Genomic DNA, 22,183 nt, shown 5'->3' with positions numbered 1-22,183 from the left:
ACTGACTGTATGTCATTACACCAACGAAGATATATACTTCGGTAATTTCGCCAGTATACGGGTCAACAAGCTCGGCTGTATCGCCAGCCCAGTCAACCTCAACCTGTTCACCGGGCTTTCGGTTGATATGCATGGTAGCACGACGCTTGTTTTCGTCCTGTTGGATATAATAACAGAACTGGGAATACATAAGAGGTTCTTCGCCAGCCTGGCGACAATCTTCCATGTATTCAGTCCACAGGAGCTTCTTGGAAACGCCGTTCTTCAGAAGTTCCTTGCGAATGTAGTTAAAATCAGGCATTCGCTTAGTGGTTACTGATGCCGGTGATGAGGAAAGCTGCTTCTCCAGATCTGCATCAGTTGTGCCTTCAGGTAGTGGCCAGGAGATTCCTTTTTCTTCTGCGCTTTTTACAACCTTGGACACAGTGTTTCGCGAACATGGAACTGATAGAGCAATGTTCCGTTCGCTGAATCCCAGACTTTTAAGTCTTAGGATTTCTCGATATTTGGTCATAAACTTGACCCTCCTTAAAATGAATTTACGCAATAACGCGCATATATTCATTTTAGTTAGATCAAGATAGTGGCTCAATGACACCGGTAGAGTGGCTCACACCAAAACGGAATGGTGGCTCACTTTTACCGGACAGGTGGCTCAAATAGCCCCAGATTATTCATGGTATAATAACAAGCATCGTCACAGCGGAATAAATTACGTGACACCTGCAGAAAGACACGCTAGATTAGACAGAGATATCCTGAATTTCCATAGGATTTCCGACTAAAAGGGATTCCGCCTCAAAAAAAGCACTTTGAAAATCGAAAAAACTCAGTAAAAATGCGCGTTTGAGCCTGGTTTTTGTTGCCGAAAATGGCTTCCTGTGGTAGAATAAATTTAGTAGGAATTTCGACTAAAACTACAGGAGGAAAACACATGTATCTGGATGCTTATGTGAAGGTGCCTGAGGTAAAGGGAAAGATAACTTTCAGGACGAAAGGCAACACAACATATGTCGAGTTTGAGTATGACAGAGTCTATAGCACTGAGAAGCAGTATACAGATGTAAAGCGAAAAACGATAGGAAAGCTTGCTGATGAAGATAAGCGTATAATGCGGCCAAATGAAAACTTCATCAAGTTTTTCCCTGACACTGAGCTCCCAGAAGAAAGGGACAGATCATCAAGGAGTTGTGGGCTACGGATCGGTACATGGGTTGTTATCAGGAAGATAGTTAATGAATATAAGCTCACTGAGATCCTAGGGAGATATCTTCCGTGGAAGGATGTGGGGCTGTTTCTTGATCTTGTGGCATACTCAATTATTGAGGAAGATAACCGTGCCCAGCATTATCCTGCGTATGCCTATAGTCATCCTCTCTTTTCAGAAGGTATGAGGATATATAGTGATTCAAAAGTCAGCGAGTTCCTCAATACTATGGATGCAGATACTAGTGTCATGTTCCAGAACGACTGGAATGCGGAAAGGAATCACCGGGAGAGGATATATTTTTCATACGATTCAACATCTAAGATATGTGAAGCTGGAGACCTCAGGATAGTAGAAGTCGGTCATTCAAAGGAAAATGTAGAGACGGATATTTTTAACTACGCAATTGCCTATGATACAAAGAACCGGGAGCCGCTTTTTTACGAAATATACCCCAGCAGTATCAATGATATGTCACAGTTCCAGTGCACTGTGGAAAAGGCTAAGGGCTATGGATATAAGAAGATAGGATTTGTTCTTGACAGAGGATATTTTAGTAAGGATAACATCTATCAGCTTGAAGATAGCGGATACAGTTTTGTCATGATGCTTAAAGGCAAGGCTGATCTTGTACAGAAATGGGTGCTAGAGAATAAGGGATCATTTGAAACGAGCAGATCGTGTAATATACCTGCTTATCAGGTCTATGGGAAAACCATTGAGAAGAAACTATTTGGGACAGATAAAAAGCCAAGATACATACATCTGTATCACAGTTCATCGTTGGAAGCAGATGAACGTACCGGCGTAGAGAAGAAGATAAATCAGCTTACGGCTTTTCTTAACAGTCATATAAATCAGTTCAGGGATTTTGGACCTGGAATGGAAACATACTTTGAACTGCACTATGACGAGAATGCAAAGAAGACTGGAAAGAAAGATAAGGACACAGCAGATAGTTCAGCAAGGAAGTTTGTGTTTTTTGAAGAAAAGATGCCTGTTATAGAGCTGGAACTTAAGCTTTGCGGATATTTTGTTATTGTCACATCAGAAAAGATGACAGCAAAGGAAGCGCTGGAAATCTATAAAGGGAGGGATGCATCCGAGAAACTGTTTTTATCAGACAAGACTTTCCTTGGCAATCACTGCTTAAGGATTGGTTCTGATGAATCAGCTACATCTAAGATCTTCATCGAGTTTGTTGCGCTGATAATAAGAAACCGTATGTACAACTATCTCAAGGATGAGATGAAGGAAATGGCTACCAAGCCTAATTACATGACAGTTCCTGCTGCAATAAGAGAGCTGGATAAAATCGAAATGTCCCGTCAGCTTGATGGGGTATACAGATTTGACCATGCAATAACAGCGAAGCAAAAGACAATACTCAAGGCATTTGGACTTACTGATGCAAATGTAAAATACAGGGCGCAGGAAATAAGCAAGATGCTTGAGATGGCAGACTGATGGAGGGTGATGATATGGCTAGAATGACATCGATGGATGCACTTGAAACTAAGATAGAGAAGGCACAGGAACAGGTGAGCAGAACGAAGAAACAGTATGATGCTGCTCTTGCAAGACTTAGTGATCTGTTGGACAAACGGGATGCGCTCAGAAGGGATGAACTTGTAAAGGCAATCCTAAAGAGCGATAAGACATATGAGGAAGTACTGGAGTTTCTTGGCTCCGGCCAGGAAGAGGCAGAATGATGACTGATCAGACAGAGATAATTGTCACGCTTTTGAAGGAACTTATAGATAAAAACGGACCCGAGTATCTTTTGGAGAAACCTTATGATGCTTATAAAGAACTGAACAGATATATGGGAGCAGACAACGCGGTTACTGCTGCGATGCTTTGTTTTCTGGTGAACGGGCTTGTGAGCGATGCAGAGAAAGGCTGTGAGCCTGAGGAACTATCAAAGGCTATACAGAAGAAATGCTGTTTCAACAAGAAGATGTCGGATCTGCTGTCAAAGATCTTCTGTGTACTTTATTCGGAAGGAAACAAGACAGAGTGGAAAGCAAAAGACAGTGAAGGGCTATCGGAGTTCCTGAAACAGGAGCATACTTTCAGATGGGAAGGATACTCTGTCTGGGATGCAGGGAATGGTACAGTGGACTGCTACTATGATGCGGACATGGTATTGAAGCCGACTAAGGAAGCCGGGAAAACAGATGGTCTGAAGAGTATGCTAAAAAAGAATCCATTTGTTACGGCAGATGCGATTTATAAGTTTTATGAAAAGGAACTATGTAAGTACCTCGACCATGAATTTGAAGAGTATTGCACCTGCGATGATTATTACTAACCGGTGGTTGAAGATTTTGAACTGGAATATGATGTGAAAGCCTGGGCAAAGAAAAATGGATTCAATGTCATCTCATGCAATGGAGATGGTAGAGATGACGGATATGAACCCAAGTTCAGAAGAGGTTGGTAAGAGACAAAAGACGACTTTTAGTCGGAAAAATCGTGGAAAATGATGGTGTTGAGCGTGCCGATGGAGACAGTAAGTGGAACTATCGAGGCCTGTGGAATTATGCTAAGACAGGTATCATTGCGTTTGCAACTACGCCGCTAAGAGCAGTTATATATTTGGGATTTCTGGTAATAGGTATATCATTTGTATATGCAATCAGGTTGTATGTAATGTCTGTTACAGGTGCTCGCCCATGGCAGGATACGACTACTATTATATTGCTGTTACTATTCCTTGGCGGCGTGATCATATTGCTTCTTGGGGTTATCGGGGAGTATCTGGCTAGGATATATATGGAGGTTAAGAATAGGCCGATATATATTGCTAAGGAGAAGAAGTTGGAGAAGGATTCATGATTCGAATTTTAAAAGTAATAAACAACTAATGGAACATTTTTGATAAATGTTTTTATTACATAATACAAAACTAGAGATCTATCTATAATTATTATAATGGCGTTAGCTTTAGCAAAATGGCGGCAATGGATTCTAACTGAACGTTAATATGAGCGCAAGCTGATTTGTTGAAATGATGCTGGACGATGTGTTAATGGATTATAAGTTAATCGTTGCCAACAAGGATGGCAACGATATCGAACAGGTACTTATCGTAAAAGGTATAAGGCTTGAATACGAGGCACTGAGGCATATTATGTTATGGATTATCAAGAGCGTTTGAGATTTGGTCGGATTAAGTGATATATGAAGAAATGGGAAAAATTTGTCAATCCAATTGATATAGAGGCAGAGAAAAAATACTTCATGATATTAAAATGAAAAAACGAGCTATAAAAGAAATAGAATCTATATTTAAGTATGATATTGGGATGGATAAAATAGAACCTATGGGCGAACTGGTATCATTTGGTGCATTGTACAGGAGTTGTCTGTGTATAGAAAGTATTATAGTGCTTATTGAAAATGGATATTATGGGTCAGCTAACGCTCTGTTTAGACAAGTATATGAACAGTTGGTTTGGGCGAAAATAGCGATTGACAATGATGATACTAATCTTTTGATAAAAATACATGATGATTATTATAACAAGAGTAGTATGCCAGAAAAGGATAGACTCAATAAGTATTATACTAAGCTGAAGTTTATATCATATGATGATTCAATTGATGATAACATAATTAGAAATGAAGGGCGAAAAGTGTTTTCTTTGTATTCAAATTACGTTCACGGAACATCTCAGGCTCAGCAAAATCCTGTAGCATCAGATCTCTTTTATATTAATATGGGAGCAGTAGTGCAGGAGACAAGTCTATGGATAGAGTGTCTTATTGAATTGATGCAAAGTTGTTTGTTAAAATGCCAAAAACTCATTAGTAACAATATAAATAGTATAGACTATTACTTGGTTAGCCATGACAGCAACAAGTATATTGTTGCTAATTATTTGATGGAAATAATGTATGCACACAAAAATAGACTTAGATCTGTAGTTCCGGAAATAAATGAACAAGTAATATATAAAGTTTTTGCTAATACAAGGTGGACATTATTTAATTAAGACGTGTGAGAAAACGTGAAAGGTGAAGAGATGATTTATTAGAGGAATATCCTTTTTGGATGTCCGATAGTACGCTATCGAAGGTTTATTTCAGGAAATATTCTGATACTTTTGAAATAAGGACATGACTAAAAAGTCACAGCCTTGTACATTGAAAACTTCGAGAGTTTAGACTTTGGTTCTCAATAGTAAGGGGACCGTTAATGAATTAAGTCATTACTCTGGTGTAGCATGTATGGACGTGACACTTACCTTTGGATCCGCAGATAGGACAGTTTCCCTTTTGGGTCACAAACTTATCCTTAAGCTTACGCTTCCAGTAATAGAACTGATCTTTTGATACCTGATGCTGTGAACACCAATCTTTTACAGTCAAAGAACTAGACTGTTGATCACGGATTATGTCAGCTCACTTATTAAGATTTGTCTGATGAACTATTTGTGTAGTATTCATGAAAAAACCTCCCTAAATGTATTAGGGAAATCATCGCATGGATATGGTAGTATTAACAGGTACTTATGGTTGAGGATTTACCAATGAACCTGGATAGCCTACTAAGGCTTTCTTTGTTCCAAAAATTGATTTTGATATTTTCAAGGTACAATTGTTGTTATATTTTATGCGAAAACATCGGCTGAAAAATCAGCCGGTTGTTGAGCATACACTAATTAGTATAATTGTTTTTGGAGGATCGTTGTTGGTGGCTGTGATATTAAAAACTATTCCAGTTATACGTAAGTTCATAGTATAAAAAGTAATTTTTTAGAATATCCAGTTAACTAGTTGTGGCTTTGTACGTATAAAAAATGAAGTGGCTAAAGAGAGATAAATATACTTATTCGGCATGTGACAAGACTATAGAAGTGAAATCCATAATTGTTTTGTTGAAAAGATGGTTCTGTTTATGACATGAAATAACAGATAAAGTGCTTTCATGTTGATGGAGAATAGCTTTAGAGAGTTGAATAAATATGAATAAACCGAAACTTGGAAAAATCACGGAAAACGACTGGAAAGAGTCGGCTTCAATCAATATTGCTATAGAAGCATTTGAAGCCAACAAGAAAATAAAAACTTATTTCGCAAAACAGGATAAGAGACCCAATTTTGATGGCAGCCTTTCTATCATAGAAAAGAATGAGGAGATTATTACTGTTGAGGTACAGATTAAAACACTTCCGAGCGACTATTCCTACAAAAAGGTAACAGATTATCAATATAGATATTCATGCGATATAAAGATTTTTAGTGCTGTAATAAGAAGAACAACATTGAACCCTGTTGCACTTGTGCTTGTGGACAAAAATAAGCGAATTGTGTTCGTGAAGCTTATTACAAAAGGTTATATTAAAAACTTGGGTATAGGTAACCAAGTTTCTAAATTGATTAGATTCTCTGATGACGATATTTTGGATGTTGACAAATTTATAGATGATGTTAAGAAATATCGAAGACTGCAGTTTGACAAGAAAATTAGCGCAGAAACGCCTGTGTTTGTTGATGTTGAAGCTATAAATAGGGAGTTGAGAAGGAGAAAGAGACATTATAACAAGATAGAGCATGATGATTATTCACTTGTTTATATAAGAAATAATATACGCTGTTATTTATCCAATTTCCTACATGACAGAGAGAAGCCATATCATGTTATCATGCTGAAAATAAGTGATGGTATAGTTAAAGAGAAGACATTTAAGCCAGTCTATTCAGAATATAATGAGTGTATGGAAGATGAGTGGATTCAGATAACATCGCAAAAAAATATTATCATTGTTAATAGATCTATTCTGCGAACAACTGCCACTGATGCTGATGTGATGAATGTTCTATATGAAATAGCAAAAAGTATGCAAGCGAAATTGGTTTATTATAGTGCTGGAGTACCAACCTATATTGTTGAGGGCACAAATGGTGGGATTAGGTGTCCATTGTTTAAGTTGAATGCAGTTGAAGTTAAAAAAGAGTGGTAACTAAACTGTTGATCGCGGATTATGTCAGCCGCTTATTAAGATATGATATTGTCAATATTACTTTACACTTATTACTCGTACATCCAGTTACCTGTTTTATTATGCAGCCATTGCCAATGAATCATAGTATTTCTTTCTCTTGACTATAGGAGAAAGACCATTATGGGAGGTACATATCCTCCTGTTATTCCAATAGCTGATAAAGTATCTCCATAAGTCCTCATCCATGAGTACCTGATATCAAAAATCCCCGCATTGCTGCAGGGATTTGGATACATATATATGCACATTGAAAATTTAAGACTTTTTAAATCTGCTTGGGCATTTGTCTTGGACATTTTTTGACCAGGGAAGAAGGGCATCTAGGTACTTAGTATCTTTATCATCCTGATGTTTTGGGATCTCTGATAGTAAGAGGTTGAAGTATTCGTAGGTGTTTATGGCATTAGCTTTAGCTGTTTCAGCAATGCAGAATATCATGGCACTTGCTTTTGCTCCGTTATCAGATTCCATTAGCACAAAATTCTTTCTGGCGATGGTGAAGGGGCGTATAGCCTGTTCTGCGTAGTTATTGTCCATAGGGATTCTTCCATCGGTCAGAAATTTGCGAAGATATTCTTCCTGATTTATGCTGTAAGCCAGAGCTTTATCGATGGTACTATTATGGGTAACCTGACTGTACTTGAGTTTTACCCACTCAAAATAGGCATCGACTTTGTCCTGAAGAACATGCTGACGATGATTCATGATGCGGATCTGTTCTGTGAGAATCTCAAGTTGGCGATTTGTATCAGCAAGCTGAGCATTGGCAGTATCGAGCTGATTCTGCATAGAAGCAGCAATGATAACCAGAGCTTCTTTATTAAGTTGTTCCTCTGTTAATTGCAGCATAAAAATCGTCTCCTAAAAACTATAGTAATTATAGTAAAGAGGCGGTTTTAAGGCGAATCTCGCTAAGAAAAGAAATGGTGAAAATGCCTATTAATAGGAATTAATATAAGGCGATATAGAAGGTCTTAAAAAGATGGTGAAAACAAAAAAGAAAAGCGCCGTGTAGAGCCTGTCATGGCTATATAAGCATGATATATAGCCGTGATAAGCTGTGCACAGCACCTTAATAAGGGTGAAGAAAACAGGTATTAAAATCTCTGTTTTGCACAATAATTTAATAATGAATCAGGCAGAAAATTTGGGTTTTATGTCGTGAATGACCGGATCAAGAGCAAAGCCTTGCATCAGCCATTTGAACTGCTCTGGGCGAAGATTTCTGAGTTCGTCACTGTTTCTGGGCCAGGAGAAATGCCGTTGATTGATATGATTACCGAAGAAGGAGTTGGAACTGTTGCATCAGTTGTACAACTTGTGCAACACGGTTCCGAAATTTGAGAAGAGATGGGGATAATATCTGGAAGCTGGGATTCAACAAAATTATCCTTAAGCTTACGCTTCCAGTAATAGAACTGATCTTTTGATACCTGATGCTGTGAACACCAATCTTTTACAGTCAAAGAACTAGACTGTTGATCAAGGATTATGTCAGCCCACTTATTAAGATTTGTCTGATGAACTATTTGTGTAGTATTATTGAAAAAACATCCCTAAATATATTAGGGAAATCATCGCATGGATATGATAGTATTAACCGGTACTTATGGTTGAGGATTTACCTAAAGCGGTTGTTGAGAAGCTGGTTGAAGCCGGTTTGGTTGACGCTAGTGGTAATAATAAAGTTCGTTTTTATATACTTAATTCCGAGGTGTACAAAGAGCAAGATAATATTGTGGGACATGTTCGTCAGACAGGTATTGCTGCAGTGAAATATGAAGCATGGATTATGGAATTAATACAAAAGCAAAATGGAAAAATTACAAGAGATAATGTTGTAGAACTATTAAATGTTACTCCATTGCAAGTTTATTGTTTATTGAAAAAATATCTGATAAGGGTCGTATTAAGCTTGTTGGAAATGGACGGTTGGCATATTATGAGTTGATTGAATAAACGCATGCATGTGTTTTTCGTGCGTTTATATTTGGATACAATGAAGTGAATGATTAATCTATTCTCAGTATGAAAAGGAGATGACAAGTATAAATGAATAATAAATATAGACTTGCATTTATGATAGTTTTAATCATTATGCTTTTTATGTATATGATTGGTATTGTTGATATATCAAGTGAAACAAATTTTGCATTTACATTTGCGGCCCTTATTTTAAGTGTATCAATGTCAATAGATACATTTTCAAAAGAGAGCAAGGTGACAACGATTATTATTTTTTTATTAGAAATTGTGGCGTTATTAGTTGTAGTTATGTTCCCTAATTTGAAAGACATTGAATTTGCAAAGAAAATAATGAAAATATTTGATACTAATGTTTTGTTGCTTCTAGCTTTGTTTTTTACATTTGCAGGTCAATGGGCATCAGAAATAAAATGGAAAGATGAAAAAAAGAGTAGGAGAGGATAAAAATATGTATTCGAATAAGGAAACATATGAAGTAACGTTAAATAGTGTATCTGATATTAATATGTCGAATTGGCAGATAACTAGAACCTTGGATACTATTACAATGGTAAATAATAAATTTGTTATATTAGCATTAGTAAATGATTTAATATGTAAAGGCGTTGAAAAGAAAAACATTTTTGTGACGGATAAATCCTTTTTGATTTCAACAAACTATAGAACATATTATGAGAAGGGTAATGTTTTCTGTGGAGAAAATGATGCTGTAAAAATGTATAGTTTAGGGAAATATATTTCAATGGAACCTAATGAGGATATATGTAAAATTAATTCTCTTTTTGAATTGTATCAGAAGCTGAATTCTATTGTAAATAAACATTTGAGGAGTAGAATTAGAAATGAATACTTGGCGAATGCGTATCTAGCATTGTTTGATTATGATGTAGAATATGCATACAATATATTAGCTGATGGAGTGAAACAACAAGTAAATAATACATTTGAAAGATATTTAACTCCAGATTATAAAAAGTTACAGAGTATTATTGACGAAATAAGTAGAAAAGTGGAAAAATGCCGTAAAACAGCAATTTCTAAGTATGAAAAAAATAATATTAAGAGTAAAGAAAGATTCAATTATACATTTAATAGGTTTGATAGACCAATTGTCGGGGTATATAAAGAACAGGGACATTTAGTGGAAATAATAAACTATGACCAAATGTATAAAAATGGAGAGGAAGCAAATAAACAGATTAAGTTGAATTGCATTACAAAGAATAGTCCGGTAATGATTGCATTTTTGGTTACGGGTCCCATGGTTGGCTTTTTAGCATATTTAATGTATAGGGAACACAAAGTAAATACGCAACCAGAGTGGGAAAATACGTTTGATATACCACAAACAGATGAAAATGCTGTGGAGAATATACTGGGATGTGAAAATGGAAGTCTAATTGATTATGGACAAGAAAAAAAGATGGATAGTCAAGTGTCGGAATTGGCTAAATCAAATTTGAACAAACTTCAAGTGGTAACTAACAGGCGAATTCTGCATATGGAAATGAATATAGAGCTTGATAAAAATAGTTAGAATGAGTTAGTTTTTGGTACAATTTAGGTGCCAGCACCTTAAAAAGGGTGAAGAAAACCGGGATTAAAATCTCTGTTTTGCACAATAATTAAATAATTAATCAGGCAGAAAATTTGGGTTTTATGTCGTGAATGACCGAATCAAGAGCAAAGCCTTGCATCAGCCATTTGAACTGCTCTGGGCGAAGCTTTCTGAGTTCGTCACTGTTCCTGGGCCAGGAGAAATGCCCCTGCTCAACGTGTTTGTAAAGCAAAAGGAAACCATCTCCTTCCCATAAAAGTCCTTTAATCTTGGAAGCGGATGTTCCACAGAAATGAAACAGTGTGTTAGGAACAAAGAGATCTACTTTGAATCTTTTTTCAATAATAGCAGCTAGAGAATCTATTCCATAGCGTATATCGGTTCGGTCACAAACGACATAGACAGAGTGGAAGTGATTAAAATCAACATCTTTATGCATTGCGCACTACCTTTATAATCTTTGCAAGCAAAAGCTAAGATGTATTCTCGGTGATCTCAATGGAAATACTGTTGATTGATATGATTACTGAAGATGGAGTTGGAACTGTTGCATCAGTTGTACAACTTGTGCAATACGGTTCCGAAATTTGAGAAGAGATGGGGATAATATCTGGAAGCTGGGATTCAACAAACTATTAATTCTCTTCCTGATGGACTTGATACGTTTGTTGGTGAAAGAGGAGTCATGTTATCAGGTGGTCAGAGGCAAAGAATTGCTATTGCCAGGGCATTATATAATGATCCCGATATCTTAGTATTGGATGAAGCAACAAGTGCGTTGGATAATGAAACAGAAAAGGCAGTAATGGAATCAATAGATGCGCTTCATGGTCATAAAACACTCGTAATCGTTGCGCATAGACTTTCAACTATTGCCGGATGTGATGAAGTTTACGAGATCAAGGATGGAAAGACAATAAAAAGGGATAAACAGGAAGTTTTGAATGACAAGTAATAGATGATTGCCAACTATGCCGATTCGAATCTACTGCAATAGAATAATAACTATCAAGGAATAGCATTGTGGAATAGATCTTGATCCTGAGGTGGCGACAAATATTGGAAGAAAGAATGAGGATGCGTGGAATTGGTTACTGAAAATCTTTGAGCTGGCTTCAAAGGAGGCAGATTTAGCAGATGATATTCAGATACAGTATAATAATACCGTTGGCATACAATAGATTTGATATAAACTCGTCTAATCCGGACTCGGAGTCGAGATTTAAGCTTGACGATAGAATTACTGAATCTTTTGATATTTCAGGATCTCATGATGGATATGTTTTTAAAGATACATTAACGATAAGCTTATTCACTACTACTGGACAGGTTAAAGGTAGAGAAATGGCATCAGTTCTAAACGATTCTGTGGATCCGTATTTTACATGCGAAATTGATGGCCTTTTGGTTGATGATGAAAAGTATGCAAGACAGTATGCGGAAAAAATTGTAAACAAGCTTTGCAAGGAGCTTAGCCTCTTGATAATTAAACATAATTCAAACAGGCATTTGTATCAGCCGAGGGTTGAACCAAATTGGAGTAGGGCAGAATGGAATCGTGACGAATATCTCCCATACAAAGAAGCACGTTTTAATTCTTTAAAAAAGGATAATGGAGATGCTGTAGAATTATACATTGAAGACCGTGTTTATATGTGCGATAGTGTTTATAGATTAGCTACGACTTCAATATCTAAAAGCGAGATTGATATTAAGGGGTGGCTTGGGGAAGCAGATGATGATTTGCAGTTTCTAATAAATGAATACTATTCAGCGCTGGGGATAGAAAAAGTAAAGAGTAAGTTTTTTCATCTATTTGCTATGATAGAATTCTGTGAACAGAAATATGCTGATCATAATGGAGCTAAAACATATCTTACAGCAACTGAAGTTGAGAATATAATAAAGACCATTGATAAAGAGATATCGCCCGAGAAAAAGAAAAATATATTATCAGGGGTTAAAAAGTGTTTATTGCAGATGAATGATACTGGACGAGCCCAAAAATTGTTGAATATTCTTAAATGGATGAACATTAAAAAGTATAGCAGATTTGGTAAGGATACTGTAATAGATAAGAAAATGATAGAAGGAATTATAAAAGTACGTAATAAGTCATTTCATGGGACTGTGGAGAGTGAAGAGGCTTGTAAGACGTACAGGGATGCAGTTGAGAAACTCCTTTATATAAATGAAAAGATTATAGAGTATGTTAGACAGCTTAAGCATATGGAATCCGATTCCGGTTGATAGAATGGAATTAGATAGACTGGTACGTGAAGGCCATAATATAACATTTGAAGAGCTTTCTTGTGGTGAGAAAATTTAACCTTTAGGAGCAATATATGATTAATAAATTTGAAATAGAAAATCTTGGCCCTATTGAAAATGCCAAAATTGATGATCTTGGAAAGATAAACCTTGTAATAGGAGAAAATGGTGCAGGAAAATCCTTTTTATTAAAGGCCTTATATGCGATACATAAGACTGCTGAGGAATATGGTAAAGGCGACGATATCAGAAGGGTTAATGATATCATAGCGGACAAACTTCGTTGGACTTTTCAGGCTGATGCTTTGGGAGAACTTGTAAATAATAGTTCCACTACATGCAATGTGCTTGTAGAAGATAATCATTCCTCCTTTAGCATTAAATTTGGTAAAAAAGCCACGGTAGCTATTAATGATGCAGACAATAATATAGGACAACTGAATTATAATTCTGTTTTCATTCCTGCCAGAGAAGTGTTTTCAATCCAGAAAATTATTTTGAGAAGCCGTGATATAGATAAGGTCTTTGGTTTTGACGATTCTCAGTACGATTTGGCAAGAGCTCTGCAGTTAATGCCAGCTAATTCTGAGATAATGATGAAGACGCCTAGAGATGGCTTAATGAAGATGATGGGCGGCTCGATAGAATTGGATGAGAATAGTAACAAATGGCAATATGTAAAAGATGGGATTAAATATACCATTGGTACTGCATCTGATGGAATCAGAAAGCTAGGTATGCTGGAAAGACTACTAAACAATGAGTATATATCAAATGATTCAATTATTTTTATAGATGAATTGGAGGCAGGATTGCATCCAGATGCAATAATAAAGCTTTTGGATATTATTGAAGAATTGACTAAGCAATCAAAAATGCAGTTTTTTATATCAAGTCATTCATATTTTGTAATCAAAAAGATGCACTTGATGGCATTGAAGGATAAGGAATCATGTATAAAGTGCATTATGCCCCAAGAGAAAGATTTCGTAGTACATGATTTTAAAGAAGGTATGCCAGTTAATCCCATAATTGAACAGTCAGTAAGGCTTTATGAAGAAGAAGTTGATGAGGTGCTTTGAGTGGTTCAGATAAAAGAATCCAATATGGTGTTTGGTAATTATGATGATGAAGAGTTATTCTATATAGAGGAATCTGATATATACAAAACCATTTGCATTAAGCAAATTTCGTCTGTAGAGTTTATTCTTCATAAGGATGACAACCTGTTGTTTGTGGAAGCGAAATCCTCCGCACCGAATCCTGAGGGCAAAGGAGGTCAGGAACGATTTCAAGAGTTTTTGGATGAGATATTTGATAAGTTTGTAGATTCTTTGGAAATATTTCAAAGAGTCTGGATTGAAAGAGGACTGAGAACAAAAATAGGCTCAGTGAATATAAATGATACAAAACTGGTCTTTTTACTGGTGATACATGGATTTAAGAAGGAGTGGCTTATTCCGATTAGGGATGAATTACAGAAAAAGATTTCAGGACGTAAGACTATGAATGTGCTTTGGAGACCACAAGTATTGGTTATTAACGATACGCAAGCAATGAGTAAGGGATTGTTGATGGAAAGATAAGTATTAAAAACATAGGTGGTAAAGATGTTAATTCAATATTCGGTTAAAAATTATAAGTCGATAAAAGATGAAGTCATTATTAATTTCTCTTCACTTGTGAACGAGACAGATGAAAAGGTGCTGGTCAATGAGGAAAAAACAAGACTATATAAAACTATTGGATTGATAGGGCCAAATGCTAGTGGAAAAAGCAATATTTTGGATTCGTTATTTTTTTCTATTAGGTTTATTAATCTGACAATAAAAAGAAAAGAGTCAGCAAGGATAAATGTTGAGCCATTCATGCTAGATTCTGCAAGCAGAAATGACTCTACTTCGTTCGAGTATATTTTTATTGAGGATGGAGTTAAATATGTCTATGGGTTTTCAATTAATTCAATTCAAGTTATGGAAGAGTACCTTTTAGCATATTATTCACAAAGACCTGTAACACTCTTTGAACGAAAGTCGACTAGAAATGAGGAATACGATTTTAAGGAAATTGATATTAGTATTCAATCTGATATTTCTAAAAAAACTAATTCAAATAGGCTCTATTTATCAGTAGCAGCAGAGTGGGGATATGAAAGAGTAAAACCAGTGTATAAATGGTTTGAAAGAATGTTTAGGCAGTATAGTGATATGAATACGAGCAAGGTAATTGAACAAGTGTTGAATGATGATGATTTAAAGAATATTCTGATGGAAAGCTTATCAAAAGCAGACTTTAATATTTCTGATTTGTTTATAAAAAACAGGAGGTTGGAAAAACAACAAAGAGATGCTCTTGCAACTTTTTTTGGACAGCTTATGGGAGAAAGCGAATTTGTGCCGGAGTCTATTCCTGAAGATACTCCTGTTATTTGTGTTACTCATAAATCTGCATGTGGTGAAGAATATACACTAGAACTGACAGATGATTCATCAGGTACGCAAGATGTAATAAATGATATTGCACAGTATTTATATCTTAGAGACGGAGGGGGACTAATTATTGAGGATGAGATGGGAAGAAATTATCATACTAAATTAACAGAATATTATATAAATCTTTTTAACAATGATACACGTAATAAAGGTAAGGTTCAGATGATATTTAGTACGCATGATAGTTCTGTTTTAAATATTTTGTCCCCTGAACAAGTATACTTGGTTGACAAGGATGAAAATGGTGGGACATATGTGAAACTGTTGGATGACTATATTATTAGAGAAAAAGATAATATAGAGCTTGGTTATCTTAAAGGTCGATATGGTGCAATTCCAAATATTAAGGGGGAATTATGGGGGTGAGAAAACGAGGGGAAGAAGTAAAAGGCAAAAAAAATAAGGATAAACCCTGCAACATTTATATTATTGCTGAAGGTTGTACTGAGAAAATTTACTTAAAACACTATGATAACAGAAAGAAAGGTATTTTTGTCATTCCCTTAGAAACGGATCATACAGATGCAGTTGGAATTGTAAAGTATGCAAAAGAATTTATTGATAGAAATGATGTAGATATTGAATTAGGAGATAGATGCTACTGTGTTTTTGATTCTGATCCCATTTCTAATCCTAATATTAAACAGGCAATAGATTTAGTAAGAGGATATAAACATAAAGGATTGGAGTGCATTTTTTCGAATCCTTGTTTTGAAATTTGGTTTGTTATGCATTTTAGGAAACCTCCTTTTGGTAAAACTGCCCAAGAGATAAAAAAACTAATAAAGAGTTTAGTAAAAAAAGATATACCTAACTATTCAGAGACAACAGATATTTTTGATTTGATTTTGGATAAAAGAGAAAATGCAATTCAAGAGTCAATAATATTGCATAGGGAACAAAGTAAAGCACATGGTGATTTGTTTTCTCATGAATGCAATCCATATTCTAATGTGTTTGAGTTTGTGCATTACTTGAGTGAGATAAAAAAGGATAATAGTAAGCTCTAAAACAGAATCATTATTTGTAAACTTCCTCGATAATTAACTCTCGGCAGCCAAAATGAGGGTACGTAAAATCGAAAAACCCAGATTTTATGCGGGCTTAGCTTGATTTTGAGTGATAAACATGGCAGCCTCCATAGAGAGATAATTAATTCTCTATGGAGGCTGCCATGTATGAAAAGTATCTTGTGGTGATACCGCTTGAAAACGAGGGGGGCACAGTAAAAAAGATCAAGGGTGTGAGGTATGTTTACTACACCTTCGACAGGAATTACAGTTCTGAAAAGCATTACACAGTACCCAAAGCAACTACCATAGGCAAGTGCGATGAGGCAACAGATGGCATGGATTTTCTCGTCGAAGTACCGGATGAAAAGGGCAAGATAATCACGAAGAAAAAGAGTGATGCCATCTACGTTAACTATGAAGTTGGTCGTGAATACTACCCAGACAGACAGTACATCATCCCGAAGAGAATGATCATCGGGAAACTCTCGAAAGTGGATAAAGGGATGATGGTGCCGAACCAGAACTTCCTGATTTACTTTCTGGAAGTAGAACTTCCAGAGGAAAATTTCAATTCGAATCGCAGCAGTTGCCTTAAGATTGGAACGTACATTGTGATCCAGAAGAGCCTGGAAGAGTACAAAATCCCTGAACTATTGGAAAGACAGTTTGAAGGCAAGGATTTGGAATTCAACCTGTGATCATAGAGAGAAAAATCTATATTTCGTATGATTCAACGAATAAGAACAGTTAAACCGGGAACATCTAGATGGTGGAGTTCGGAGAAGCCAAGGTTGATTTCGGGGCACCGATCTTCAACTACTCCATCGCTTATGACACAAAGAACGCAAAACCACTCTTTTACGAGACTTATCTCGGTAGCATAGCTGATATATCCCAGCTGTAATTCATGCTTGGGAAGGCAAAAGGCTACGGGTATAAGAACATCGGATTCATCCTGGACAGAGGGTATTTTAGCAAAGGAAATATCCGGAAGATGGATGAGTATTGATACGGCTTTGTGATCATGGTGAAGGGTATGGCGAAGCTGGTAAACACTCTGGTTCTGAAGAAGAAGGAGTTGGAACTGTTGCATCAGTTGTACAACTTGTGCAACACGGTTCCGAAATTTGAGAAGAGATGTGGATAATATTTGGAAGCTGGGATTCAACAAACTTATCCCTAAGCTTACGCTTCCAGTAATAGAACTGATCTTTTGATACCTGATGCTGTGAACACCAATCTTTTACAGTCAAAGAACTAGACTGTTGATCACGGATTATGTCAGCCCACTTATTAAGATTTGTCTGATGAACTATTTGTGTAGTATTCATGAAAAAACCTTCCTAAATGTATTAGGGAAATCATCGCATGGATATGGTAGCATTAACAGGTTCTTATGGTTGAGGATTTACTGCGTGTCAGGATAATTCAAGAACCTTGTCTGGATTTTACAAGAATCATCAATGGCCTGTAGAAGATTTTCATCATCCTAGTGAGAACTACGGCTTGAATGATCATTGGTGTTAAATATGCAGTTTAAATATGGTAGTTATGCGGCTATGTAATTAGGCTGTGAATAATTCTGGTATATGATTATGAGATAACATTTCATTAGTGTGGTATTATATACAGGGCGTTTTATAAAGAGAGATTGGAGATGTTTTAAAAAATGAAAAGAATAAATGTATATTTCCAAAGTGGAGATAACTTTGCCTTCATGCTTGGGACTGCAATTACGTCTCTATATACTAATGCTAGTAAGGACTATTTTTACAATATCTATATAGCCTCAGGAGATATGTCTGAGGAGAATAAAAATAAATTCTATATTCTAAAAAATAATTTTCCCAATATACAATCAGAGATTACCTTTATTGATGCATCTTCTTGGGAAAAGGAGATAATATCATGGGGGGTTCCTGCACATAGGAATAATTATGTTACATATTACAAAATCCTTATAGATAGATATTTTAAGAATACAGATGTAGACAAGCTCATTAGCATCGGAACAGATACTCTGGTAACTGGTGATCTTCATGAACTCATCGACTTTGATTTTGAAGGTCATCCAATTGCAATGAACTGGTCTGAAAAGCTTTATGAGCGCAGATTTAAACGTTCACATAGATATTGTGTTGCTGAGATGGTTTACTTCAATCTCAGTAAATGGCGTGAAAAGAACTGTGAAGAGCGCTTGATCTCCAGAATCAAAAAGTACGGTGATATATATGGTTCAAAAGATCAGGGACTTTTAAATACAGAGTTTCAGAATGATATGGCACAACTGCCTTTGAAATATAATATTTATGGAATTACTTATTATTTTGAATGGCGTAATAAAGTCAGATTCAATAATGCACCAGTTATGACTAAAGAAGATATTAAGGAAGCATATGAGCATCCTGAGATAATACATATTCCACAGACATTTGTTTTTAGACCTCATGAGAAGAATACTCTTCATCCGTTGAAAAAGATGTGGTGGGATTATTGTCGTAAGGAGCAGAACCCGTGGAACAATATTGATGAATATCCTTCTCCTAATATGGGAAGTAAGGAGAAATTCCTGAGATTTTTATATACACATCTTCCAAAAGGAATGGCAGAGTGGGTTTTTATAGTTTTCAGGCATGGTTATGGATTCATGAATTCAGTTTTGTATCCTTATCATGACAGTTATTCTGATGACGTAAAGCAGATTTATAATTGATCAATAACTATATAAGAGAGAATGCTTAAATGGGGAAGTCACAAAATAATATCAAGTATATAACATATTCCAAAGCAATAGCTGCTATCTTGGTGATCTTATATCATACGTGGGGAAGTATGGAGATTGATACTAATGTTCGTAACGATTGTATATTGTTTTTTTTTACGACACATGTTCCAACATTTATGATGATAAGCGGTTATCTGTATTCGAACCATACTATCAAACATGAATTAACATACAGAATTAGAAAATTGTTGAATTTACTAATTTGTTCTGCCGTATATATATTTATTCTTGTGTTATTTCGTGTTATAGTACATTCTTATTTGGGAATTGAAAGAACCCTTTTGGAAGAAATCGATTTATCGGCTCATAATATGTGGTATTTTCCAGTATTATGTTTTGCTATAATTCTTTATGAGCTAAGTTCTAAAGTCACTAAGAAAGAAGGTATTATTCCAACAAGAAGTATTCTATTTTTGCTACTAATAATAGTTATAGCGTTTCTTATGTACAAAAATCCTTCAATTGGCAAAATACTTGCCTATGTTATTATATTTATGATCGGCACAACATGGACGATAAATGTTTGGAAGGCGATATTTAACGCATTGGCATATGTAGGTGTTTGGATACTAGTTGTAATCATAACTGGTAAAGTTAATGCCCAAAGTGAAAGTAGTATAGGGACCGAACTTCTTTTACTTATGGTGTTGACTGTTCTTGGAGCAGGATTGATACTATCTCTGGTATATTTGATATTGCAAATAAAAGATAATGGTTCAATTATAAAATATAAAAATAGTGATGATTGCGGCAATGATAGTAATAAATCAGGCATTATAGACAGTATTTTGTGCTTCATATGTCAGAATAGTCAGATATTTTATTTTGCACAGTTTATAGTGATAATTGTTATAGAAGCTTTGCGTTCAATCGGTGTGTATGGGTATTCTGTGTTATGTTCTCTGCTATATACAGCGATGTGTATATTTTGTACGCTTATTTTTTCTGTGATTACTAGCACAAGTGCTATGGCTAACAGGTTGCTATGTAAGCCGTTTAATTGATTTCTGAAGGGAAATATAATTAATGAATATAGTTTATGCATCAGATGATAATTATGCTTTTTTGGCCGGGGTTTCAATGGAATCCTTATTTATAAGCAATAAAAGTGTTGATATAATTAGTGTTTATATTCTTGATGACGGAATATCAGATGTTAATAAAGATAAGTTAAAATCGATTTCTCAGAAATACGGAAGGAATATATTGTTTATAGATATAAGATCATTTTCAGATGAGATGAGGAAACATACTTCTGTAGGATTTAATTATGAAGGTAAGATGAGTTTTACCGCATATGCACGTTTTTTTATTGATGATGTGTTACCTGCAAGTGTTGACCGGGCTTTATATATTGATTGTGATACTCTTATAGTAGCTGGTATTGAAGAAGCTTATAATGTAAGTCTCTCTGATGATTGTGTCATATCCATGGCAGTAGATTGTACCCAGCGTGAATATGTTAAATCATTGGATATGAAGCAGGATAATAATTATTATAATTCAGGTGTTATCCTTTTTGATATTGCGAGATGGAGAGATAAAAAGTGCAGGCAACGGATTATAAGTCATATGCAAAATGTAAGAAGCGATTATCCTCTACCAGATCAGGATTTGTTGAATGTTGTGCTAGGGGATGAGATTTATAAACTTCCACTGAAGTATAATGTTCAAAGTCCTAATTACATGTATAAGACATATGCCTCTATTTGCAGTGCTTATAGCCTTGATGAAAGGCATTATTATGATAGAAATGCTTGGGAAGAAGCAATGAATAATCCCGCTATTATTCATTTTAGCGGAGCATCATTTATAAGACCTTGGTATCATAACAGTAATCATCCATTGAAAAGGTTATATTTGGGCTACTATGAACAAAATGCTTTTTATTCAAAAGATGATTATAACAATAGCTATTTTAATGCAAATAGTTCTGTAAAGATTCGCTATATCATGTATAAGGTTTTAATTCCTTTTATTAATGGTATTATTTCAGGATATTGTTTAAAAAAATGGATTCAAAAGCAATATTTGAAAAAGTAAGCTTTTAATATCTGAACGATTTTTATGACCAAATCTTTTAATGTGAACTTCCTATGTGGGTTACACTAACTAAGTGTAACGACGAAAAAATCCTCAAAAACCCCATAAAATAAGGCTTTTGCTTGCGAACCAATCGAATATGTGGTATTGCTTTAGTGTAATAGTTACACTAAATGGAGGTGCCTATGTACTTCAATTTTACTTGACAATCAACAATAACATGCCACGTATGAGATCAATATCATCCATAGAAACAGAAATATCAAAGGTTGAATCTGAACTTGCCAAGGTTCAGGAAAAATGCGATGCATTGTCCGCCAAGCTTTTGGAGCTTCAGACAACAAAGCAGGAAATCGAAGCCAAGAAAGTTATGGATGCGTTCCGGAAAAGCGTGAGGAACGAACGCATCAAGAAAGAGTTGTATAAAGCATATCAGAATAGTAATCGGTCGTTAAAGCAAATATTGGCGTTTATGGCCGGCTGTTGATTGTCAAGTAAAATTGACCCACTTTTATACTTAAATCTGACCCACCTTAAAATCAAAACTAGCGATTTTAGAGGTGGGTCAGATTTATTTCTAAATCCCGATTTTTACACTGTGAATTGACCCGCCCATTAATGAGTTATTAGCGTATATCCAGCATCTATAAGTGCTGTTTTGTCTATTGTCATGGATCTGTTTAGCGTATCCAGCATCACATATCTACTAAGTTCCAGAAGTCTGTCGCCAAGTAGCTCTTTTATTAGCCTGTCCATAGCATCTGATTTAGGCATAGCCTGCGCTGTCTTTACTAAAACTTCTTTTTGCTGTTTT

At 35.6% G+C, this 22,183-nt stretch carries 27 protein-coding genes and 1 pseudogene; 21 read left to right on the top strand and 7 right to left on the bottom strand.

Annotation, left to right across the window (positions count from 1 at the left end):
- Positions 1 to 514: pseudogene (locus BMX21_RS18220) on the bottom strand (IS21 family transposase); the annotation flags it as partial.
- Between the two features lie 420 nt (positions 515 to 934).
- Between BMX21_RS18220 and BMX21_RS19505 the strand changes: the two are divergent.
- The 6 genes from BMX21_RS19505 (at position 935) to BMX21_RS18200 (ending at position 5,208) form a co-directional block, all read left to right on the top strand.
- Complete coding sequence (locus tag BMX21_RS19505; RefSeq protein ID WP_177174113.1) at positions 935 to 2,674, top strand: IS1634 family transposase; 1,740 nt, start codon at positions 935 to 937, stop codon at positions 2,672 to 2,674.
- Between the two features lie 14 nt (positions 2,675 to 2,688).
- Positions 2,689 to 2,919 carry a hypothetical protein gene (locus BMX21_RS19500; protein ID WP_027206638.1) on the top strand — a complete coding sequence of 77 codons (231 nt, stop codon included), beginning with the start codon at positions 2,689 to 2,691 and terminating at the stop codon, positions 2,917 to 2,919.
- On the top strand, positions 2,919 to 3,521 hold the full coding sequence (locus tag BMX21_RS18210; RefSeq protein ID WP_092046716.1) for a hypothetical protein: 603 nt from the start codon (positions 2,919 to 2,921) through the stop codon (positions 3,519 to 3,521). The genes BMX21_RS19500 and BMX21_RS18210 overlap by 1 nt, the downstream gene beginning before the upstream one ends.
- A gap of 164 nt (positions 3,522 to 3,685) precedes the next feature.
- Entirely contained in the window at positions 3,686 to 4,048 is a 363-nt protein-coding gene (locus BMX21_RS18205) for a hypothetical protein (protein WP_143057295.1), read from the top strand.
- Between the two features lie 193 nt (positions 4,049 to 4,241).
- The gene (locus BMX21_RS19885) at positions 4,242 to 4,370 is read left to right on the top strand and encodes a hypothetical protein (protein WP_278305263.1); all 129 of its coding nucleotides are present in this window, start codon (positions 4,242 to 4,244) and stop codon (positions 4,368 to 4,370) included.
- 94 nt (positions 4,371 to 4,464) lie between these two features.
- A complete protein-coding gene (locus BMX21_RS18200) occupies positions 4,465 to 5,208 on the top strand; it encodes a DUF5677 domain-containing protein (protein ID WP_092046709.1) in 744 nt (247 codons plus the stop codon).
- A gap of 208 nt (positions 5,209 to 5,416) precedes the next feature.
- Here BMX21_RS18200 and tnpA (BMX21_RS20245) read toward each other — a convergent pair whose 3' ends face one another.
- Positions 5,417 to 5,608 (bottom strand): IS66 family insertion sequence element accessory protein TnpA, encoded by a 192-nt coding sequence (gene tnpA / locus BMX21_RS20245; protein WP_442857326.1) that lies wholly within the window; start codon positions 5,606 to 5,608, stop codon positions 5,417 to 5,419.
- Between the two features lie 572 nt (positions 5,609 to 6,180).
- Between tnpA (BMX21_RS20245) and BMX21_RS18195 the strand changes: the two genes are divergently transcribed.
- Positions 6,181 to 7,179 (top strand): hypothetical protein, encoded by a 999-nt coding sequence (locus BMX21_RS18195; RefSeq protein ID WP_092046706.1) that lies wholly within the window; start codon positions 6,181 to 6,183, stop codon positions 7,177 to 7,179.
- Between the two features lie 297 nt (positions 7,180 to 7,476).
- Here the strand turns inward: BMX21_RS18195 and BMX21_RS18185 are convergent, their stop codons facing one another.
- Positions 7,477 to 8,070, bottom strand: a complete 594-nt coding sequence (locus BMX21_RS18185; protein WP_092046703.1) for an IS66 family transposase — start codon at positions 8,068 to 8,070, stop codon at positions 7,477 to 7,479.
- A gap of 344 nt (positions 8,071 to 8,414) precedes the next feature.
- The gene (gene tnpA / locus BMX21_RS20240; RefSeq protein ID WP_442857325.1) at positions 8,415 to 8,750 is read right to left on the bottom strand and encodes an IS66 family insertion sequence element accessory protein TnpA; all 336 of its coding nucleotides are present in this window, start codon (positions 8,748 to 8,750) and stop codon (positions 8,415 to 8,417) included.
- 80 nt (positions 8,751 to 8,830) lie between these two features.
- Between tnpA (BMX21_RS20240) and BMX21_RS18180 the strand changes: the two genes are divergently transcribed.
- The 3 genes from BMX21_RS18180 (at position 8,831) to BMX21_RS18170 (ending at position 10,744) form a co-directional block, all read left to right on the top strand.
- Positions 8,831 to 9,172 carry a hypothetical protein gene (locus BMX21_RS18180; protein WP_092046698.1) on the top strand — a complete coding sequence of 114 codons (342 nt, stop codon included), beginning with the start codon at positions 8,831 to 8,833 and terminating at the stop codon, positions 9,170 to 9,172.
- Between the two features lie 101 nt (positions 9,173 to 9,273).
- A complete protein-coding gene (locus BMX21_RS18175) occupies positions 9,274 to 9,651 on the top strand; it encodes a hypothetical protein (protein WP_092046695.1) in 378 nt (125 codons plus the stop codon).
- Positions 9,626 to 10,744: a hypothetical protein gene (locus tag BMX21_RS18170; RefSeq protein WP_177174111.1), complete on the top strand. Its 1,119-nt coding sequence runs from the start codon at positions 9,626 to 9,628 to the stop codon at positions 10,742 to 10,744. Before BMX21_RS18175 ends, BMX21_RS18170 begins: the two co-directional genes overlap by 26 nt.
- Before the next feature lie 100 nt (positions 10,745 to 10,844).
- Here the strand turns inward: BMX21_RS18170 and tnpB are convergent, their stop codons facing one another.
- Positions 10,845 to 11,204 (bottom strand): IS66 family insertion sequence element accessory protein TnpB, encoded by a 360-nt coding sequence (gene tnpB, locus BMX21_RS18165; RefSeq protein ID WP_092046687.1) that lies wholly within the window; start codon positions 11,202 to 11,204, stop codon positions 10,845 to 10,847.
- A gap of 171 nt (positions 11,205 to 11,375) precedes the next feature.
- On the opposite strand from tnpB, the gene BMX21_RS18160 reads away from it, so the two are divergent.
- The 7 genes from BMX21_RS18160 to BMX21_RS18130 all read left to right on the top strand — a co-directional run bounded on the left by BMX21_RS18160 (position 11,376) and on the right by BMX21_RS18130 (position 17,239).
- Positions 11,376 to 11,720: an ATP-binding cassette domain-containing protein gene (locus BMX21_RS18160; protein WP_330390282.1), complete on the top strand. Its 345-nt coding sequence runs from the start codon at positions 11,376 to 11,378 to the stop codon at positions 11,718 to 11,720.
- Positions 11,721 to 11,902: 182 nt separating this feature from the next.
- Positions 11,903 to 13,015, top strand: a complete 1,113-nt coding sequence (locus BMX21_RS18155; RefSeq protein ID WP_092046678.1) for a pepsin/retropepsin-like aspartic protease family protein — start codon at positions 11,903 to 11,905, stop codon at positions 13,013 to 13,015.
- A 95-nt stretch (positions 13,016 to 13,110) separates the two neighbouring features.
- Complete coding sequence (locus tag BMX21_RS18150) at positions 13,111 to 14,118, top strand: AAA family ATPase (protein WP_092046674.1); 1,008 nt, start codon at positions 13,111 to 13,113, stop codon at positions 14,116 to 14,118.
- A complete protein-coding gene (locus BMX21_RS18145; RefSeq protein ID WP_092046670.1) occupies positions 14,119 to 14,622 on the top strand; it encodes a hypothetical protein in 504 nt (167 codons plus the stop codon).
- A gap of 24 nt (positions 14,623 to 14,646) precedes the next feature.
- On the top strand, positions 14,647 to 15,894 hold the full coding sequence (locus BMX21_RS18140) for an AAA family ATPase (RefSeq protein ID WP_092046666.1): 1,248 nt from the start codon (positions 14,647 to 14,649) through the stop codon (positions 15,892 to 15,894).
- Positions 15,885 to 16,538, top strand: a complete 654-nt coding sequence (locus BMX21_RS18135; RefSeq protein WP_092046662.1) for an RloB family protein — start codon at positions 15,885 to 15,887, stop codon at positions 16,536 to 16,538. Before BMX21_RS18140 ends, BMX21_RS18135 begins: the two co-directional genes overlap by 10 nt.
- A gap of 164 nt (positions 16,539 to 16,702) precedes the next feature.
- Positions 16,703 to 17,239: a hypothetical protein gene (locus BMX21_RS18130; RefSeq protein WP_092046658.1), complete on the top strand. Its 537-nt coding sequence runs from the start codon at positions 16,703 to 16,705 to the stop codon at positions 17,237 to 17,239.
- A 324-nt stretch (positions 17,240 to 17,563) separates the two neighbouring features.
- Here the strand turns inward: BMX21_RS18130 and tnpA (BMX21_RS20235) are convergent, their stop codons facing one another.
- Positions 17,564 to 17,872 (bottom strand): IS66 family insertion sequence element accessory protein TnpA, encoded by a 309-nt coding sequence (gene tnpA, locus BMX21_RS20235; RefSeq protein WP_143057294.1) that lies wholly within the window; start codon positions 17,870 to 17,872, stop codon positions 17,564 to 17,566.
- 338 nt (positions 17,873 to 18,210) lie between these two features.
- On the opposite strand from tnpA (BMX21_RS20235), the gene BMX21_RS18120 reads away from it, so the two are divergent.
- The 4 genes from BMX21_RS18120 (at position 18,211) to BMX21_RS18105 (ending at position 21,856) form a co-directional block, all read left to right on the top strand.
- Positions 18,211 to 19,254, top strand: coding sequence for a glycosyltransferase family 8 protein (locus BMX21_RS18120; protein ID WP_092046650.1), 1,044 nt, complete (start codon positions 18,211 to 18,213; stop codon positions 19,252 to 19,254).
- Between the two features lie 29 nt (positions 19,255 to 19,283).
- Positions 19,284 to 20,330, top strand: coding sequence for an acyltransferase family protein (locus BMX21_RS18115; protein ID WP_092046646.1), 1,047 nt, complete (start codon positions 19,284 to 19,286; stop codon positions 20,328 to 20,330).
- 22 nt (positions 20,331 to 20,352) lie between these two features.
- The gene (locus tag BMX21_RS18110) at positions 20,353 to 21,369 is read left to right on the top strand and encodes a glycosyltransferase family 8 protein (RefSeq protein WP_092046642.1); all 1,017 of its coding nucleotides are present in this window, start codon (positions 20,353 to 20,355) and stop codon (positions 21,367 to 21,369) included.
- Positions 21,370 to 21,598: 229 nt separating this feature from the next.
- Entirely contained in the window at positions 21,599 to 21,856 is a 258-nt protein-coding gene (locus tag BMX21_RS18105) for a hypothetical protein (RefSeq protein ID WP_143057293.1), read from the top strand.
- Between the two features lie 128 nt (positions 21,857 to 21,984).
- Here BMX21_RS18105 and BMX21_RS19495 read toward each other — a convergent pair.
- A partial coding sequence (locus BMX21_RS19495; protein ID WP_177173930.1) for a hypothetical protein occupies positions 21,985 to 22,183 on the bottom strand: 199 nt, incomplete at its 5' end.

Origin of the sequence: Butyrivibrio sp. TB (genome assembly GCF_900110805.1) — a bacterium.
Classification (GTDB): domain Bacteria; phylum Bacillota; class Clostridia; order Lachnospirales; family Lachnospiraceae; genus Butyrivibrio; species Butyrivibrio fibrisolvens_C.
The sequence above is the reverse complement of the archived record's forward strand: the minus strand, read 5'-3'. Positions and strand labels throughout refer to the sequence as shown.

What these genes read in the sequence shown, in the direction of transcription:
- BMX21_RS19505 (WP_177174113.1), top strand. Translation starts at nt 935, where the DNA reads ATGTATCTGGATGCTTATGTGAAGGTGCCTGAGGTAAAGGGAAAGATA.
- BMX21_RS19500 (WP_027206638.1), top strand. Translation starts at nt 2,689, where the DNA reads ATGGCTAGAATGACATCGATGGATGCACTTGAAACTAAGATAGAGAAG.
- BMX21_RS18210 (WP_092046716.1), top strand. Translation starts at nt 2,919, where the DNA reads ATGACTGATCAGACAGAGATAATTGTCACGCTTTTGAAGGAACTTATA.
- BMX21_RS19885 (WP_278305263.1), top strand. Translation starts at nt 4,242, where the DNA reads ATGGATTATAAGTTAATCGTTGCCAACAAGGATGGCAACGATATCGAA.
- BMX21_RS18200 (WP_092046709.1), top strand. Translation starts at nt 4,465, where the DNA reads ATGAAAAAACGAGCTATAAAAGAAATAGAATCTATATTTAAGTATGAT.
- BMX21_RS18195 (WP_092046706.1), top strand. Translation starts at nt 6,181, where the DNA reads ATGAATAAACCGAAACTTGGAAAAATCACGGAAAACGACTGGAAAGAG.
- BMX21_RS18185 (WP_092046703.1), bottom strand. Translation starts at nt 8,070, where the DNA reads ATGCTGCAATTAACAGAGGAACAACTTAATAAAGAAGCTCTGGTTATC.
- BMX21_RS18180 (WP_092046698.1), top strand. Translation starts at nt 8,831, where the DNA reads ATGGTTGAGGATTTACCTAAAGCGGTTGTTGAGAAGCTGGTTGAAGCC.
- BMX21_RS18175 (WP_092046695.1), top strand. Translation starts at nt 9,274, where the DNA reads ATGAATAATAAATATAGACTTGCATTTATGATAGTTTTAATCATTATG.
- BMX21_RS18170 (WP_177174111.1), top strand. Translation starts at nt 9,626, where the DNA reads ATGAAAAAAAGAGTAGGAGAGGATAAAAATATGTATTCGAATAAGGAA.
- tnpB (WP_092046687.1), bottom strand. Translation starts at nt 11,204, where the DNA reads ATGCATAAAGATGTTGATTTTAATCACTTCCACTCTGTCTATGTCGTT.
- BMX21_RS18155 (WP_092046678.1), top strand. Translation starts at nt 11,903, where the DNA reads ATGATATTCAGATACAGTATAATAATACCGTTGGCATACAATAGATTT.
- BMX21_RS18150 (WP_092046674.1), top strand. Translation starts at nt 13,111, where the DNA reads ATGATTAATAAATTTGAAATAGAAAATCTTGGCCCTATTGAAAATGCC.
- BMX21_RS18140 (WP_092046666.1), top strand. Translation starts at nt 14,647, where the DNA reads ATGTTAATTCAATATTCGGTTAAAAATTATAAGTCGATAAAAGATGAA.
- BMX21_RS18135 (WP_092046662.1), top strand. Translation starts at nt 15,885, where the DNA reads ATGGGGGTGAGAAAACGAGGGGAAGAAGTAAAAGGCAAAAAAAATAAG.
- BMX21_RS18130 (WP_092046658.1), top strand. Translation starts at nt 16,703, where the DNA reads ATGTATGAAAAGTATCTTGTGGTGATACCGCTTGAAAACGAGGGGGGC.
- tnpA (WP_143057294.1), bottom strand. Translation starts at nt 17,872, where the DNA reads ATGAATACTACACAAATAGTTCATCAGACAAATCTTAATAAGTGGGCT.
- BMX21_RS18120 (WP_092046650.1), top strand. Translation starts at nt 18,211, where the DNA reads ATGAAAAGAATAAATGTATATTTCCAAAGTGGAGATAACTTTGCCTTC.
- BMX21_RS18115 (WP_092046646.1), top strand. Translation starts at nt 19,284, where the DNA reads ATGGGGAAGTCACAAAATAATATCAAGTATATAACATATTCCAAAGCA.
- BMX21_RS18110 (WP_092046642.1), top strand. Translation starts at nt 20,353, where the DNA reads ATGAATATAGTTTATGCATCAGATGATAATTATGCTTTTTTGGCCGGG.
- BMX21_RS18105 (WP_143057293.1), top strand. Translation starts at nt 21,599, where the DNA reads ATGAGATCAATATCATCCATAGAAACAGAAATATCAAAGGTTGAATCT.